This is a genomic window from Halogeometricum borinquense DSM 11551, from assembly GCF_000172995.2.
Taxonomy (GTDB): domain Archaea; phylum Halobacteriota; class Halobacteria; order Halobacteriales; family Haloferacaceae; genus Halogeometricum; species Halogeometricum borinquense.
This window is the reverse complement of sequence record NC_014731.1, coordinates 132133-148553: the sequence shown is the minus strand read 5'-3', so window position 1 is coordinate 148553 and position 16421 is coordinate 132133. Positions and strand designations below refer to the sequence as shown.

Below are 16421 nucleotides of genomic sequence, written 5' to 3'. Positions count from 1 at the left end.
AACGTAACTACATATCTATACGTTACTACTATCCGAACAGGGTCCCTATGTGGGTGTATGTCTGACACAGGCGGGCATGAAGATCCAATCGAGAAGATACCGGTCTGGTGTGCAGGAGAGGATTGGTGTCCAGTGACGACGACGGCGACACTCATCGGAAAGAAGTGGCACCCGGTGATAATTCACCGTCTCCTTGAACACGGGCCGAGCGGGTTCAACGAACTCAAAGAGGACGTTGACGGTATCTCGAGCAAAGTACTCTCAGACAGTTTGGAAGACCTCGAAGAAAAACAGATCGTCAACCGTGAGATCATCAGCGAACGGCCGTTCCGTGTTCAGTATTCACTCACTCACCATGGCGATTCACTCTCGCCAATCATCTACGCGATGCGTGATTGGGGATTGGAACACCTCAGCGAACCCGAGGATCAGACTGATTCGATTGTCTGACCAGCCGAGACCCGAACTATCGTGTTGTCCCGCCATCTCCGCTTTCAGATCGTGAGTGAACTGACTCTCCCACCAGACTGCGCGGTCGCTATCGTATCTAGCACGGCGTTTCGGTTACGACCTACCTCCTCTGACGTAGTTACTGCTGGTCACTTCATTACCAAATTGTAACCAAATAATCATTTAGCTGGCTCACGAGATGTGAATTGGGTCGGCTGGACTCGTCATGCACCCCATCCAACTGACACCCTGACTCACTGAGCCGGCCCTTTTCTATTGTCTCTTTTGTGGACCTCAAGCATGTCAATATCGTACTGTCGGACTAAGTGAGTAGCCTTGCTTTTCGGTTCTGTTCAAACCGTTCTCGTTTAGTGTCTCTATACCGCACAATCTCGAGTATTGCAAATATGGGCAGACGCTTGAAGCCGAAGAAAAATTGCAAATTCACGTGAGGAGAGACGATCTATTTCGTGAACTGTCCGAAAATATGGATTCTGTGCTGGGATGAGGGAAGAAGAGCGCAGTTGATATCGATCAGCAGCCCGAGTCACCGGACTGGCGGTCGATTTTCTCGACAACAGTCCGTGCGGGTTCGCGATCAATCTCGGGGGTGTATTCGCTTTCTGCGTGGTGGTCACACTCGTAGCGAAGTCGCTCCAGTTCGAATGCAGTAAACGAGAAGTTACCGTCTTCGAGCTTTTCTAGGATCACGATTTCGACGGTTGGCTTTGGCAGATCGGTGTCATCTCGCATTGCCACCTCAACGTAGTCGAGGAACGCTTGGTGTATCGCCCATTGTTCCTCTAACGTGAACTCGAATTTGGATGCGGGTGCGGTGTTGGTTCCGGTAGACATTCTTGGTTCCCCCGTGTGAGGTCCCCTACAGTCGCTACTTGTGGCGAGAGAGATATAACTCTGTGTTAACTTTGCCGAAAGTATGTAACCAGCCAGTGAGGGGGTAGATATTTTAACTTGAGCAGCGAACGGGCGGGTAACGTCGAAAGAGTACAGCAAGTGGTTTCCTTCAGGTAACTCCCCGTTACATCCGTAACCTTGTAAAGAGACTCCCAACGTTCCGTATGGGGCGCTCGTTGCTTCTACGCTCCCGTTGCACTTGTCAGTAAAGGACTCGACCGTGTGGATTTGGTTGTCTGCGGTCCGGCGGTCTAAGTGAGTAGGTAGGTGTACCGCTAGCCACATTGCCACCCGTTCTATGGAGATGTACCTCGTATGTTTTTTTGATTAGCCATGGGGATTGAGAACGTTAGGCGGACCACCACGCCGAAACCGGACGAACGCGAGAATCGGACACTCCAGTACGGCTCGGTGACCCTGCAGCGAAAGCTGAACGAACTGGCCGAACTGATCGGTCGGAAGTGGAACCTGGTCATCGTCGCCAAACTCCTCCATGGTGGGCCGATGGGGTTCAGTGAACTCGAAGCCGAGATCGACGGTATCTCGAATAAGGTCCTCGCGGTGAGTCTCCAGACGCTGGAAGATTACGATGTGGTTGATCGTGAAATCGTCAGTGAGCGACCGTTCCGCGTGGAGTACTCGTTGACGCAACAGGGACTCGCCTTTGAATCGATCATCAGGCGAGTTCGAGAAGGGGACTTCCAAGTCACTCCCCCAGAGGACTAACGAACCGACGTCCGAGCGCCCCCGCCATCGGTTCTGAATCGTGACCTGACTGTCGTCCCTCCTGTCCACCCGTGGACTCTCTTGTCTGACTGTCAGATAGCATCTCATTTTCCTTGACGTGCCAGTACTTCCGTTTTACAATCCACTCGTTTTGTAATCCCGTTTTGTAATTCCCGTTTTGCAATCTATTTGTCTACCTGCGCGCGGCTGTCCGCGCGGAGAAATATACTATGCAACTATTGTACCATACTATGCAACTGTTGTACCTCATATCTAGCAGGTAACCTGCTATCGATCCCTCAACCGTTGGTTCCCCGGTTCACACGATATAAACCGCTATATCGGATGATTAGTCAGTTATCTTAGATTTATGTGGGTTCCTACCAAATGTGTGCTTGTCCCAGTCAGGGGTCTCGAACCACTCCCCATACTGGGTTGAGAACGACGAGATGTCAACTATGAATAAGAAATTCCGACTCGTACTGATCGTGTTCCTCGCGGTTGGCATGATCGCCGGCGGTGCTGTGCTGCCGGTGGCCGCCAGCCACGGAGGAAATGATAAAGTCGACGTCGACACCGAAGACGGTGAAATCGAACACGACGGCGACGACGCAGAGGTAGAGGACGACGAAAACGACCTCGACGCTGAGACAAACGAGGACGAGGATACTGCCGATATCGAATCCGACGGTAACGAAATCGAGCAGGACAACGACGACCTTGAGGTGGAGGACGAAGACAACGACCTCGACTTCGAGAGCGAGGACGGTGGCGACGATGTTGATGTCGAAACGGACGACCAAGAGATTGAGAAACATGACGGCGTCGCCGAAGTCGAAGACGACGAGAACGACCTCGACTTTGAGGCCGAGGAAGACGACGACGAGGTCGATGTTGAAACCGGCGAGGCCGAAATCGAACAATCCGGTAATCGTCTTGAGGTAGAGGACGATACTGACGGTCACGACCTCGACTACGAGGCTGAGGACGACGACCTCGACGTCGAACACGACGAGGCCGAAATCGAGAAACACGGCGACGACGCTGAGGTCGAGAGCGACAACGTCGAATACGAGAACGAAAACGGCGACCTCGACTTCGAGTCTGAGGACGCTGGCGACATCGACATCGACCTCGACAATGACGATGTCGACATCGATACCGACGATCAGGAGATCGAACAGGACGGCGACGACCTGGAGGTCGAAAACGAGCGGAATAACCTCGACCTAGAGAGCGACGGCGACGACCACGAGTTCGAGGCCGACGACGAGCACGAAATCGAACACACAGGTAGTGACGCCGACGTCGAGGGCGAGGAGTTCGAGTTCGAGAACGACCGGAACGGCATCGACTTCCGGAACGACGCCACTGACGTCGAACAAGAGGACGATGAACTCGAAGTCGACACCGACGATGGAGTGGACTTCGAGTCAGACAACGAAGAGACCGAGTTCGAGGACGACGACCACGACATCGAACAGCGCGGTGACGATGTCGATGTCGAAAACCACGAGGACGACGTCGAGTTCGAGAACGACGAGAACGAACTTGAGTTCGAGAACGACGACCACGACATCGAGCAGAGCGGCGACCGACTCGATGTCGAAAAAGATGGCGGTGTTGACCTCGAATCTGACGGCGAGACCGTCGATCTCGAACGGAGCGAGCACAGCCACGCCGAGACCGGACAGTACCTCGATGACATCTCCACCTCGCAGGTGAATAATCTCATCAGCCAGTCCGACGCGGACGACTACGAAGAACTCGCTGACGAGGAGATCGAGGATCTCGACCGAGAGACCCTTAACCTGCTGGAGAGCTATCTCAGCGCTGACGGCTAATCGGACGCCCCGGAGCTGAGCCCGCTGCCCGGTTCGGGACGCTCGGTATCGTGCGATCCCACAACTGGGGGCAAACCTGAAGTCACCTCCATTTTGTCGCTCGGTACCGAGAGCGTGGCCGCCCGGTTCAACTCCCACTTATTACAGGGGTATAGGGCTCGAATAATTCAACATACGATGATGGACCGAATACAGACACTCACGCTGGTTACGTTCCTCGCGGTCGGGTTAGTTGCTAGTGTAGCACTCCCTGCCGCGGCCGCGGGCACGGTGGGCATTACCAGCACTGCATCTGTATCGAACCCGTCCGGTGCCGACCTCGTCGGCGACCACGAGACAGTCGTCGATACCGCAGACGACGAAGATAACGAGGAGAGTGGAGACGTTGAGGTCGAGACCGAGGACGGCGAAATCGAACACGATGGCGATGATGCAGAGGTAGAGGACGAGGAAGAGGATCTCGACTTCGAGTCCAACGAGGATGATGACACGGTCGATATCGACAGCGGCGAGCAGGAAATCGAGCAGGACGATGACTCGCTCGATGTGGAGGACGATGAGGCGGACCTGGATTTCGAGAGCGACGAGGACGAGGTTGAGGCCGAATCGGACGGCCACGACATCGAACAGGATGACGACGGAACCGAAGTCGAAGACCACGAGGCCGGTCTCGACTTCGAGTCCGAGGACGGTGGCGACGAGCTAGACGTCGAGACTGAGGACGCCGACATCGAGCAGCGCGGCGAGAGCGCCGAGGTCGAAACGGACGAGGTCGAATACGAGCGCGGCGGCAACAAGTTCGAGGACGACGCTGACGACCTCGAATTCGAGAACGATGACGTCGATGTCGAACGCGATCACGGCGAGGTCGAAATCGAGACCGACGAGCACGAAATCGAACACGACGGCAAGGAACTCGAAGTCGAGAAGGCTGGCTTCCACTTCGAGAACATCGGCGAGCAAGACGAGGTTGACGTTGAAGCAGACGGTACCGAGGTCGAGCAAGAGGGCGACGACGCCGAAGTCGAAGACGAAAATGGTCTCGACTTCGAGAACGACGGTGACCGCCTCGACTTCGAAGACGCCGCTGAGACGGTCGATTTAGAGGCGACGGACGAGGCGGTTGACGTCGAATTCGATGGGGGCGAGATCGAGCAGGACGGCGACGCGCTGGACGCCGAAGCCGGCGACACCGATCTCGAATCGGACGACGAGATGACCGACCTCGAAACCGACGAGCACGACATCGAGCAGGATGGTGACGACCTCGAGGTCGAAGACGACGAGGACGGAATCGACTTCGAGAGCGAGGGTAGTGGCGACGATGTCGAGTTCGAGACTGACGAACACGACATCGAGCAGCGCGATGACGATGTCGATGTCGAAGATCACGATGACGACACGGAGTTCGAGAACGACCGGAACGGCCTTGAGTTCGAGACGGACAAGCACGACATCGAGCAGGAGGACGAGGTACTTGATGTCGAAGACGAGGATGGGCTTGAGGTCGAATCCGATGGTGAGAACGTTGACGTCGAACAGGAGGACAATAACGAGGACGACTAGACAGCCAATCACTCACCGGCGTGTTCGGTGTTGACAGCACGGAGTGTGACGGTGGGACGGGCGACGACCTACTTCGTCTCGTCCGTTCGGGATCCCTTCCAGTTCACGCCACACCTCCATCCAAGTAGCTCCGTCTCCAGCCTGCGTTGGTGATGCGACCACTGGAGACGCATCGAGTGCAATACTCGGGTCCGACGCGACGGCACCGAACAGCGTGAGGGCTCAGCCGCGAAGCCGAACGACACCGGACGCAGGTCCATTGTCGGGCCGATGACCGAGTCGGTGGCGTGCAACCGCCGCCGACAGACAGATCACTATCGATCTGGTCACTGGCGGGTGGCTCGTTGCGGTCGTCGGCAACTCATCTATCGTCAATCTCTCATTTTCGATTGTGTCTGAACCATTGGACGGCGTTTGATGGTTCGAGAAGGTAATCATGGGTTTGTATTCGAGGTCTGTGTTCGTTTGGTACACATGATTTCCACGATAAAGCGACGTGTCTGGCTCTGTTATTATAACCCGTTAGTCGAGCGTATCGGCTGACGGACCAAACTCATGAGACGACACGCATTCACAGCTGGAGCGGTAGTCGTAGTTAGCCTGTTGGTCGTCGTCGCGTTAGCCGGTGGTGTCGGGGTAGCGAGTGCCGAGAGTACCGACTTCGACCACTTCGACGATGAGGATGAGTTCGACGACGACTTTGACGATGATGATGTTGATATAGACTTCGACGATGACGACGATGAGGAAGTTGAACTCGACTTCGGCGATGATCACGTCGAAGCCGAGGGTGATGATGTCCATGTTGACCACGATGATGACGAAATCGAAGTCGGGGCAGACGATGGACTCGAACTCGACCACGGCGATGACGAGATAGAGGTCGATGACGACGCTCACGTGGAACACGATGAGGACGACCTCGAAGCCGAGGGTGACGATATCCACGTTGACCACGGTGACGACGAGATTGACGCTGCGGGTGACGACGCTCACGTGGAACACGATGAGGATGAATTAGAAGTTGGGAGCGACGACGGGGTTGAGGTCGATCACGGCGATGATGAGATCGAAGCCGAAGGAGACGATGCTCACGTCGAACACGATGGTGACGACTTCGAAGCCGAGGGTGACGATGGAGTCGAGGTCGATCACGGTGACGACGAGATAGAGGTCGATGGCGACGCTGAAGTCGAATTCGACGATGACGACCTCGAAGTCGAAGGCGACGGTGAGGTCGAACTCGACCACGGCGACGACGAAATCGATGTCGAGGGTGACGACATCGAAATCGACCACGACGGCGACGGTATCGACATCGAAATCGGGTAAGACAAGATAAGACGAGACGAGACAAGACAAGACGAGACGAGACGAGACCGGCCCGCAATAGCGGCGCGGATATCACTTCTTCCCGATGTTGCCGGCAGATTGGACCAGATGATACGTTTGTTGCTGGTTCGTTTGGCAGGTGTTTCAATCGATACCCATGGTTCGAGTCTCGAAACATGTGTTACGGCTGTACAGGCGTCTTTCCGTGTGCACAGGTCCGACCCGGGAAAGTGACCACCACTCGGCCCCTATCACTAGATAGGCCCATGGCTATGAGAGAACAACTCACGTCGCACTTCCCGGGACGGCAGATTGACCGCTGTGCCGCCTGTGGCTCAATCATCGACGTTTCCGAATGGCATCCAACGAAAGCTAGCCAAACTCGCGACGGAGAAACAGTGATTCATAGTTTCTGCAGCGACCGCTGTCGTGCCAAGTGGATGCGTCGGTGAAGCGGTTTCGTACCGTGTTCGCTGACGGATATGGTTTACTCGGACTGTGACGGCATCGCCGATGTCAGTTCGTCGATGGGATCATCACTCGTTGGTTCCATCTCGCGGAGTACGTCCGTGTAGTCCGCATCCGAATACTCGAACGACCGGTAGACCGACGCAATCCGTGCCGCAACTACCTCGGGGTCGCGGTGACGGTCTAACAGCCACATGACGGGCGTCTCGATCCCGTTTCGCCGGTCTTGCTCGATGTCTCTGATATCGTCGTAGAGGAGACAGTGCGCCCGGTAAGTCTGGAGGTCGCTCTCGATTCGGTCGGCCACTTCTCTGTCAACGTCAGAGACGAGCGCCGGTAGGGCACCGAACACGGCGATGTCCCGCGCACGAAAGCCGTACGCGAATCGGATCAGGTCCATCGCCTGCTCGCTCGATGTCGTGTTTGTGAGGGCACGCGCGACCTCCCGTTCGACGGCCGGGATTCGGGAGGCTTCGACGAGGTACGCAGTGAGCGCATCGACGACCGTCTCCTTGGCCGACTCCGGAATGGTGGCGAACGACAGCAAACTCGAAAACGCGACGTTGACCGCGAGTTGGGTTCGGAAACGCCTGTCCGTTCGGGCGGTATCGATGAACTCGTCGAGCATCATCACAAACACGTCGAGGCCGACCAGAATCTGTGCCACTGTGTCGGCCTCGTCGCCGTCGAGCAACGGCTCATATGCGACAAGCGCAGGAACCGTCCGCATCGGCTTCCGCCCGGATTCCCACAGATTCAGTGGAAACTGCAGACACTCGTGTACGGAACCGATGTCGAAAAAGTCTGGAACTGTTTCAACAACGTCGTTTTCGTGTGCTGTGACCTCTTGGGCGAGGTCGAGGTAGACGTCGTACGCCTCTTGGGTGAGGTCCGATGTCATCGGCCCGTCAAAGTCGGTCATCGTGATAGGATTGTGTCTGGTTCGTGACCGTCACACGAGCGCTGGAACGCCAGTCGACAGCCGTTCGTGTTAAACTACTCGGAGCGTATAAATAACTCTTTGGCTACCGATGAATCAGCTCCTTACTGCCCGCTGAACCGGTCGGTAGTCGCTACTGACTTACTGCTGAGTTATCGAATGAGTCGTGATCGATTGACGGTCTGAAATGCCGTGCAGTGCCGCGAATTAGTTATCTCCGGGCGTAAGCGGGGCCGCCGCCTCTCGGTACCGTTCCCACTTTTTTTCGCCCCACTCGACCGCATTTTCGGAGTCGTTCAGAATGAATCCTCTGAGTTCTCCCCCGCGGTCGTACACGATGACACCGACTTTCTGAGTCGGCTTTTCGATCATCAGTAAGCCGAACGGGAGCTCTTCGTCCGTCACTCGGACTTCGAGAGCGCCGCTTTCGACGGCCTCGGAGAACTCGTCAGCGTAGTCCGTAGAGAGATGGTCGAACGCGGCCCGTTCGAAAACCAACTCGGCTTCGAGTTCGCCAGCGACGAACTGATCGTGGAACAGTTCGACGTAGCTTGGGAGGACGACCGGTCCGGTTCCCCGTAACACGTCAGCGTCGCGGATCACGTCCGCTATCTCTGTGACCGGACGGTTTGGTGCATATCGCTCCGCGAAGGACACTTCAGCACCTTCGAGAACTTCGAAGTTGATGTCGATGTCCGCCGGTAGAATGGAGAGTAACTGGGCCGGATGACAGACGGCTTCGACCCGGTTTCGGAACCGACGATACTCCTCGAACAACAGGCGTCCGGTCGCTGTGAGTTCATACCCCTCACTGCCCCTCCGGGCAAGTCCCATCTCTTCGAGCTCGCTAATCGCTTTGTACGCGGTCGAGCGTGATACTCCGACTGATTCGCGAATATCTCGGTTGTACTGAGGTCCGTCTAACAGACGTTGCATAATCTCCGCGCGACGCGATACGGCGTCAACCACGTCGTCGGGGTCAAGCCGTCTGTTCGTGGACATCAGGAATGCTCCATACTGTCTAGCAGGCTCGAACGTATATCGGTTTTGTCAGCGATTTCACCAACTGATGACATTGTATCTCTCTTCTAGAGATTGGTAACGCGCACGTAGCTGCCCGCACGGACAGCCGACCGCAGTACGCTCAGAATGGTTGCAACCAATACCACGCTCCGTTTATTGCGTATTCTTCGATTTGGAATCCCATCCGGACGCGAGACGGTCGAACCATCCTCGAATCATCTCTTCTGGAATCCCAAACCGTGTCGAGAGGGTCCGAACGGGAATATGTCGTTTGTAGAGGATAGCGAGCATCAGTGCTTTCGTCTCCTCGACGGTACTGGCCTCGTGGAGTCGCCGCTGGAGTTCATCCTGCGAAAACGACGTCAACGGAGCGTCTTCAGTAACGGTATGAAACTCGCGGATATGGTCTACGAGTGGGTTGTCCTCCTCTGACCCGATCTGAAATACCTCATCGCAGTACGGACATGCGCGGTAAACTGTCATTGTTGAGTGGTAGTTTTGGTTGTCTCTGCCGAGGGGATACGGGACTTGAGCTGCCCGTAATCGGCTGTTTTTCGTTCACCTCTGTATACAACAGCCAAGTACATGAGTGTTGGTTGAGGGAACCGTAACCCTGTTACCGACTCGGATGATCCGGCTCTTATCCGGTACTGTGTAATGGTCAGAGCCGCTTCGTAGTGATACATAGCGCGAGCGCATCCCCGCGTCTTATAGTGTGAACGCATACTTGCGTCTTCAGGTGTGGGAGGAGTGGCGCTTTTCGGCCTGTGTATTCGGATACAACAGGTTTCGGCCTGCGAACCATGGGGGACTGGTCGCACGGTGACTTGGTATATGGAACTTCATCCTATGCTCGCACACTCATGGTATGAACTCCGTTTTACTCAGGAACCTATTAGTTATAATAATATTATATATACCTAATCCCTACAGTTAGATGCCCACAGTCGGGACAGGTTCGAAGTTTCTGTCCTTGCATAGATTCGCCGATTCTGTCCTAACTTGTGGGGTGATAGACGACGAGATGAAGGCCATGAAAGACACATTTCGATTAGTACTGATACTGTTCCTGATGGTCGGTATGATCACTGCCGGTGCCGCGATGCCGGTCGCTGCTGATCACCAGGACAACGAAGTCGACATTGACACCGAAGACGGCGAAATTGAACACAGCGGCGACGAAGCCGAAATCGAGGATGATGATGACGACCTCGACTTCGAGTCTAACGCCGACGACGACGAGGCTGATGTCGAGTTCGAGGACTTAGACCTCGAACAGGACGGCGATGACCTTGAAGTCGAAGATGACGAGGACGACTTCGAATTCGAGTCTCGCGACGGCGGTGACGATGTCGATGTCGAAACAGATGACCACGAGATCGAACAGCGCGACGACGAAGTCGAAGTTGAGGATGAGGAGAACGACCTCGACTTCGAGGCTGACGACGACGGTGACCGCGTCGACGTCGAAACCGGCGAGGCCGAAATCGAACAGGATGGCGACCGTCTTGAGGTCGAAGACGACACCGACGGTCACGACCTCGACTACGAAGCTGAAGGCGACGACCTCGACGTCGAACACGACGAGACCGAGATCGAGAAACGAGGCGACGAGGCGGACGTTGAGCTATCCGACCTCGAATTCGAGAACGACGGCGGTCTCGATATCGAGTTCGACGGTAGCGGCGGGATTGACATCGATCTCGACGGTGACGATATCGACGTCGAGACCGACGAGCGCGAGATCGAACAGCGTGGCGACGACCTCGAAGTCGAGGATGATGACAACGACCTCGACTTAGAGAGCGACGGCGACGACCACGAGTTCGAGGCCGACGACGAGCACGATATCGAACATAGAGGTGGTGACGCCGATGTTGAGGGCGAGGAGTTCGAGTTCGAGAACGACCGGAACGGCATCGACTTCCGGAACGACGCCACTGACATCGAGTTAGACGATGACGACTTCGAAGTCGACACCGACGATGGGATTGACTTCGAGAACGACGGTGAGGAGGTCGAATTCGAGGATGACGACCGCGACATCGAACAAGACGGTAACGATGTCGATGTCGAAGACCACGACGACGACTTCGAGTTCGAGAACGACGGCGACGAGACGGAACTGGAAACCGACGACCACGACATCGAGCACAGCGGCGATAACCTCGATGTCGAGAAAGACGGTGGCCTCGATCTCGAATCCGACGGCGAAAGCATTGACCTCGAACGCGATGATCACGACGACACAGAAGTCGAAGCGTTCCTCGACGATCTGACCCGCGATGAGATCATCGAACTCGGCACCGAGACCGGTGCGGACGACCTCGATGACCTCGCGGACATGGATCTCGAGGATCTCAACGACAACGAGGTCAACATGCTCGAACGTATGCTTACCGATGACGACAGCGAGGGCAGCCCATAATCACGGCGGACCCAAACGTACTACCGAATTTCCGGGACAGTGAGTACGACGTGGCTCTCGTAGCGAGAGCTGAGATAGCGCCCCCTCACTTTTCTCGCCAGTTACGCTGCCACCGGGCGAGATCCCCGGTTCAACACTGTGCTCCATTGCTTCGCGGTCGCAGTGATCGGACATAGCAACAACACGAGTATGAAACAAAGTAATCGATTCGCGCTGATCACGTTCCTCGTGGTCGTCCTGCTTGTCGGCACAGCGACGCCGGTAGCGGTCGCGGTCCCGGGGGATGCTGTCAGCTCTGAAGTAGCAACAGACCCGCTCGATATCGGTCTTGCGAGTGGTCACGACATGGTCGTGAATAGCCACGAGAGCGATGCAAGCCGTGACGTAGAGGTCGAAACCGAGGACGGAGAAATAGAACAGCACGGCGACGATGTCGAAGTAGAGGACGACGAGGAGGATCTCGACTTCGAGTCCAACGAGGGCGATGACGAGGTCGATGTCGAGTTTGACGGCTTGGATATCGAACAGAACGACGAGGACGTAGCGGTCGAGGACGACGAAGCTGAACTCGACTTCGAAAACGACGAGGACGAGGTCGAAGCAAAGTCCGGTGACCACGAGATTGAACAGGACGATGACGACCTAGAGGTCGAAGACCACGAGGACGGTCTCGACTTCGAGAGCGACGACGGCGGCGACGTAGTTGACGTTGAGTTCGAAGACAACGAGATCGAACAGCGCGGCGAGAGCGTCGAAGTCGAAACGGACGAGGTCGAATACGAGCGCGGCGGCAACAAGTTCGAGGACGACGCCAGCGACCTTGAGTTCGAGAACGATGACGTCGATGTCGAACGCGATCACGGCGAGGTCGAAATCGAGACCGACGAACACGAAATCGAACACGACGGCAAGAAACTCGAAGTCGAGAAGGCCGGCTTCCATTTCGAGAACCTCGGCAAGCAAGACGAGGTTGACGTTGAAGCAGACGGTACCGAGGTCGAACAGGAGGGCGACGACGCCGAAGTCGAAGACGAAAATGGTCTCGACTTCGAGAACGACGGTGACCGCCTCGACTTCGAAGACGCCACTGGCACGGTTGACTTAGAAGTAACCGACGAGATGGCAGACATCGAATTCGACGGCGGCGAAATCGAGCAGATCGAGGACGCTCTCGAAGTCGAAATCGACGACATCGATTTCGAGAACGATGGTAACCGCCTCGAGTTCGAGACCGAGGATCACGACATCGAACAGGACGATGACAGCGTTGATGTCGAAGATCACGAGGACGGAATCGACTTCGAAAGCGAGGATGGCGGGGACGATGTCGAGTTCGAGACGGACGAGCACGAAATCGAACAGCACGATGACGACCTAGAGGTCGAAGATCACGAGGACGACGTCGAGTTCGAGAACGACGACGAGGAGGTCGAATTCGAGACAGACGAGCACGAAATCGAACAGCGCGGCGATGCGGTTGAAGTCGAGACCCACGGGCTTGAGTTGGAGTCTGACGGCGAGACCGTCGATCTCGAACGAGACGAGCACGAGGACATCGAGGTCGGAGCGTTCCTCGACGACCTGACCCGCGATGAGATCATCGAACTCGGCACCGAGACCGGTGCGGACGACCTCGATGACCTCGCGGATATGGATCTCGATGAGCTGGACAACGATGAGATCGAGATGCTCGAACGGATGCTCTCCCACGACGGAGAGGCGAACGGCGAGTAATCAGTCTCTCGGCCTTCGCGTGCCGGATTGTCCCTGTGACGGTCTCTACTGTAAGGCCGCGGGCCGAACCCTTATTTTTGATCGGTGTACCGACATCACCGCTCAGCCATCACCAGTTGAAACGACGGGAGTCGCCTCCCAGTGAAAGCCGTGGGTCTTCACTCTACCACTGTCATTTCTCCGACCATCCCGGCTTCCCGATGGCCTGCGACATCACACCAGTAGGGGAACGTCCCCGTTGATGTAGGGGTGAACGTAACGGAAGTGGTCTTTCCTGGCTGTATCGTGTCTGTCTTGACTATGAACGACCCTTCTTCGTCCTGATCGGCGACCGTTCGTTCATCGGCCGGGAATTCTCCAACGGTAAGGTTGTGTGCGACCTCTCCGACGTTCTCGAAGTGGATGGTCAGTTCTTGACCGACCGTCGCTTGAAACGCGTCGGGAGCGAGTACCCACTCTGATCCGGTAACGGTTATTTCGCCGTCGAGCGCGTTCGGAGTTGGAGTCGCGGTTGGTGTTTGGGTTGGACTCGGGGTGGCATCTGTAGTCGGTGACGGCGTCGCTGTCGGCGACGACGTCGGCGTGTCGGTTGGCGATTCGCCGGGCGTCTCCTCTGACGGTGCGGTACATCCGGCGAGAACGCCGAGTGCGACGCCGCTCAGTCCGAGAACGTTTCGCCGACTGAGTTGCATTGGTATACTCGCTGGCTCCAGATCGGTTTTGATGTTATCATACAGTACCTTGGTGCGATCTGACTTCGCTGTCACCCGGACATCTCCTGTTTAAATGGTGAATTAACGAGTTCTTCTTGTTCCCACATGGCGTGGATGAACGGCTGCGGGTTACCGTTTGGAAGTTCGAACGCGGTTGGAACTGGATCGAACACGGGCCCATCCGGTGTTGGTCTGATCGGAAGCACTACCCCGTGGGTATGATGGGCACGCCCTGCAATAGTACTCTCAGCTGGAAGCGGTAACTCCTCATCGAGGGCGAGTCGGTAGTCTTGGTCGCGGACGGTCTGTGTGGTCATGAAATGTATCACTCTGAACCCGTCTTCGGTGGCTACCTCACCGTTGACGAGTACGTTTCCGACCCCCCAGAACGCTCCGTACGCGAATAGTTTCGGCATCAACGGTGATCCCGTCCCGGTCACACCGTGATGCCAAGCACCGGTCATTACGCCACCGCCGGTTTCGTACCCCGGAATCGGTGGCTGTACGATGTGATCGAGTTGCAGTTCGTATTCGTTCTCTGCCGGGTCGGTGAAGGTTGCCGTCAAGTCCGCCTCGTCCGGCGTGTCGCCCGGTGCTCCGGGACGGTCGTACGGTCGTTGGTCCTTATAGGTCACCTCGAACTCCCCACTGGTAATCTGTGCGTTGTCGCTGAATAGCGTCGGCTCTGTCAACTTCTCGTGAGCAATCGGGCTGTCAACTGGCTCTCGCGCTTGCTCTGGTACGGCCACCAGAGACGGCAAGTCCTGTAGTAACTGCGGAATCGCATTACTGAGCGGTTCCGGTAACTGCTTTGCCTGTTCGATTCGGAACTCGAGAAGGTCGGCACCGAACCGTGGATTATCTGGGGTGCCGAATACGGTGGGGCTGAGCCGGCGCTCCCCCGGAAGAACCCAGTACACTGTTTTCCCCGATTCCTGTCTAACTGTTACCTCCGCTCCCATTTCTGCCATTGGCTCTTCGGGTGTTGGTGTCGCTGTCGGCGTCTCCTCGGGTGACGGTGACGGCGTTGTCGCCGGCGTTTCTTCGGGCTGCCCACCGGGGCAACCGGCAAGTGCACCGATGAGAAGGGTTGATGCACCGAGAAACCGGCGTCTATTGACATCTCTCTCCATACGTTGATGATTGGCATACCCCCTAATGATGGTATGGGTGATGTGAACACTTAGCACACAAGCCCGGAATAGCTATGTCCCCAGTCCATTTACGTGATTTGAGTACGCCCCAGCAGACGTTTCTGAGTATCTCTGACCGACTTTCCAAAACGCCGCTACGACAGGACAGCGCTATCCAAGAGTCGGTCCGTCAGTCAGCGACCTCCTCGACCTCCACGTCTACGGTGTCAGGAAGGTCGTCGATCAGGACGACAGCCTCTCCCTCAATAGCGTGTGTCTCACCGTCAGTGTAGACGTCGGTCGTTAGCCTGTACCGGTCTCGACCGAGGTCTTCGATGACCTCACAGACTGCCGTGACGCGACTGCCGATTTCGACGGGAGCGTGGAAGGTCAGCTCTTGTGAGAGATAGATTGTCAAGCCGGGGAGTCGCGCGAGTGCAGCACTGATAAGTCCTGCTACGAGCGTTCCGTGGGCGATACGTTTCCCGAACCGGGTTTGTTTGGCGTACTCGTCGCTGAGGTGAAGTCGGTTCGTGTCGCCACTGCTGGCCGCAAATCGCTCGACGTCTTCTTCGCTTATCGTCTTCGAAAACTCCGCGACATCGCCGACAACGATGTGACCGCGAGTGATGCACCGGCACTCGAACTCCCATTCGGGTTCCTCGAACGCCGTTTCGGGATGGACCACGTACTTTGCCTCCTGTTCCGGCTTTGCGGACGGTTCCGGACGGGAGATTTGCGGCAGATAGTACGAGAGATCAACGGCGGCAAGCACTCCGACAAGTTCGTCGCCGTCGGTGACGGGCAGGTGCTCAATCTGCTTCGCTCGGAGCATCTTCGCAGCTTCCGAGATGTCCGCGTCGTGTTCGATTGTGATGAGTGGATCGGACATGAATTCGGAGACTGACGTGGTATCGAGGTCGGTCCCAGCGGCAAGTAGTTTGGTGAGGTCGTACTCGGTTATGATGCCAACGGGCGAACCGTTGCGGCACACGACGAGTGAGCCGACCTCTTTTTCAAACAGTTTGACGGCGGCTTCTCGAGCCGTTGTCTCTGGTGTGGTCGTCTCCACACTATCGGTCATGACCTCGGACACGGGGATGGAAACCAGCATGGTCGTACAGAGTGTGCCGAACAGTTATTCGCTTT

General features: G+C 56.2%; 16 protein-coding genes. 8 read left to right on the top strand and 8 right to left on the bottom strand.

The window, feature by feature from the left end; genetic code table 11:
* The first annotated feature begins 57 nt into the window (after positions 1–57).
* Positions 58–450 (top strand): winged helix-turn-helix transcriptional regulator, encoded by a 393-nt coding sequence (locus tag HBOR_RS16465; protein ID WP_006054680.1) that lies wholly within the window; start codon positions 58–60, stop codon positions 448–450.
* Between the two features lie 534 nt (positions 451–984).
* On the opposite strand, the gene HBOR_RS16460 is transcribed toward HBOR_RS16465, so the two are convergent.
* Positions 985–1305 carry a DUF7853 family protein gene (locus HBOR_RS16460; RefSeq protein WP_006054681.1) on the bottom strand — a complete coding sequence of 107 codons (321 nt, stop codon included), beginning with the start codon at positions 1303–1305 and terminating at the stop codon, positions 985–987.
* Positions 1306–1698: 393 nt separating this feature from the next.
* On the opposite strand from HBOR_RS16460, the gene HBOR_RS16455 reads away from it, so the two are divergent.
* The 3 genes from HBOR_RS16455 (at position 1699) to HBOR_RS16445 (ending at position 5501) form a co-directional block, all read left to right on the top strand.
* Complete coding sequence (locus HBOR_RS16455; RefSeq protein ID WP_006054682.1) at positions 1699–2091, top strand: winged helix-turn-helix transcriptional regulator; 393 nt, start codon at positions 1699–1701, stop codon at positions 2089–2091.
* Between the two features lie 458 nt (positions 2092–2549).
* Entirely contained in the window at positions 2550–3935 is a 1386-nt protein-coding gene (locus HBOR_RS16450; RefSeq protein WP_006054683.1) for a putative sodium/potassium/calcium exchanger, read from the top strand.
* A 180-nt stretch (positions 3936–4115) separates the two neighbouring features.
* On the top strand, positions 4116–5501 hold the full coding sequence (locus tag HBOR_RS16445; protein ID WP_013440763.1) for a hypothetical protein: 1386 nt from the start codon (positions 4116–4118) through the stop codon (positions 5499–5501).
* A 618-nt stretch (positions 5502–6119) separates the two neighbouring features.
* Here HBOR_RS16445 and HBOR_RS20380 read toward each other — a convergent pair.
* Positions 6120–6497 (bottom strand): hypothetical protein, encoded by a 378-nt coding sequence (locus HBOR_RS20380; RefSeq protein WP_244880413.1) that lies wholly within the window; start codon positions 6495–6497, stop codon positions 6120–6122.
* On the opposite strand from HBOR_RS20380, the gene HBOR_RS20375 reads away from it, so the two are divergent.
* The gene (locus HBOR_RS20375; protein ID WP_244880412.1) at positions 6498–6833 is read left to right on the top strand and encodes a hypothetical protein; all 336 of its coding nucleotides are present in this window, start codon (positions 6498–6500) and stop codon (positions 6831–6833) included.
* Positions 6834–7009: 176 nt separating this feature from the next.
* On the top strand, positions 7010–7285 hold the full coding sequence (locus tag HBOR_RS20665; protein ID WP_455429251.1) for a DUF7576 family protein: 276 nt from the start codon (positions 7010–7012) through the stop codon (positions 7283–7285).
* Positions 7286–7320: 35 nt separating this feature from the next.
* Here the strand turns inward: HBOR_RS20665 and HBOR_RS16435 are convergent, their stop codons facing one another.
* From HBOR_RS16435 to HBOR_RS16425, 3 genes are all read right to left on the bottom strand, one after another.
* The gene (locus HBOR_RS16435; RefSeq protein ID WP_241432324.1) at positions 7321–8202 is read right to left on the bottom strand and encodes a hypothetical protein; all 882 of its coding nucleotides are present in this window, start codon (positions 8200–8202) and stop codon (positions 7321–7323) included.
* A gap of 246 nt (positions 8203–8448) precedes the next feature.
* A complete protein-coding gene (locus tag HBOR_RS16430; protein WP_006054689.1) occupies positions 8449–9243 on the bottom strand; it encodes a helix-turn-helix transcriptional regulator in 795 nt (264 codons plus the stop codon).
* Positions 9244–9417: 174 nt separating this feature from the next.
* Positions 9418–9747 carry a hypothetical protein gene (locus tag HBOR_RS16425; RefSeq protein ID WP_006054690.1) on the bottom strand — a complete coding sequence of 110 codons (330 nt, stop codon included), beginning with the start codon at positions 9745–9747 and terminating at the stop codon, positions 9418–9420.
* 550 nt (positions 9748–10297) lie between these two features.
* Between HBOR_RS16425 and HBOR_RS16420 the strand changes: the two genes are divergently transcribed.
* On the top strand, positions 10298–11692 hold the full coding sequence (locus tag HBOR_RS16420) for a hypothetical protein (RefSeq protein WP_049890704.1): 1395 nt from the start codon (positions 10298–10300) through the stop codon (positions 11690–11692).
* Positions 11693–11881: 189 nt separating this feature from the next.
* Entirely contained in the window at positions 11882–13426 is a 1545-nt protein-coding gene (locus HBOR_RS16415) for a putative sodium/potassium/calcium exchanger (RefSeq protein ID WP_013440760.1), read from the top strand.
* A gap of 158 nt (positions 13427–13584) precedes the next feature.
* On the opposite strand, the gene HBOR_RS16410 is transcribed toward HBOR_RS16415, so the two are convergent.
* From HBOR_RS16410 to HBOR_RS16400, 3 genes are all read right to left on the bottom strand, one after another.
* Positions 13585–14118: a cupredoxin domain-containing protein gene (locus HBOR_RS16410; protein ID WP_006054693.1), complete on the bottom strand. Its 534-nt coding sequence runs from the start codon at positions 14116–14118 to the stop codon at positions 13585–13587.
* Positions 14119–14189: 71 nt separating this feature from the next.
* A complete protein-coding gene (locus HBOR_RS16405) occupies positions 14190–15272 on the bottom strand; it encodes a hypothetical protein (RefSeq protein WP_006054694.1) in 1083 nt (360 codons plus the stop codon).
* A 190-nt stretch (positions 15273–15462) separates the two neighbouring features.
* Positions 15463–16386: a CBS domain-containing protein gene (locus HBOR_RS16400; RefSeq protein ID WP_006054695.1), complete on the bottom strand. Its 924-nt coding sequence runs from the start codon at positions 16384–16386 to the stop codon at positions 15463–15465.
* Positions 16387–16421 lie beyond the last annotated feature (35 nt).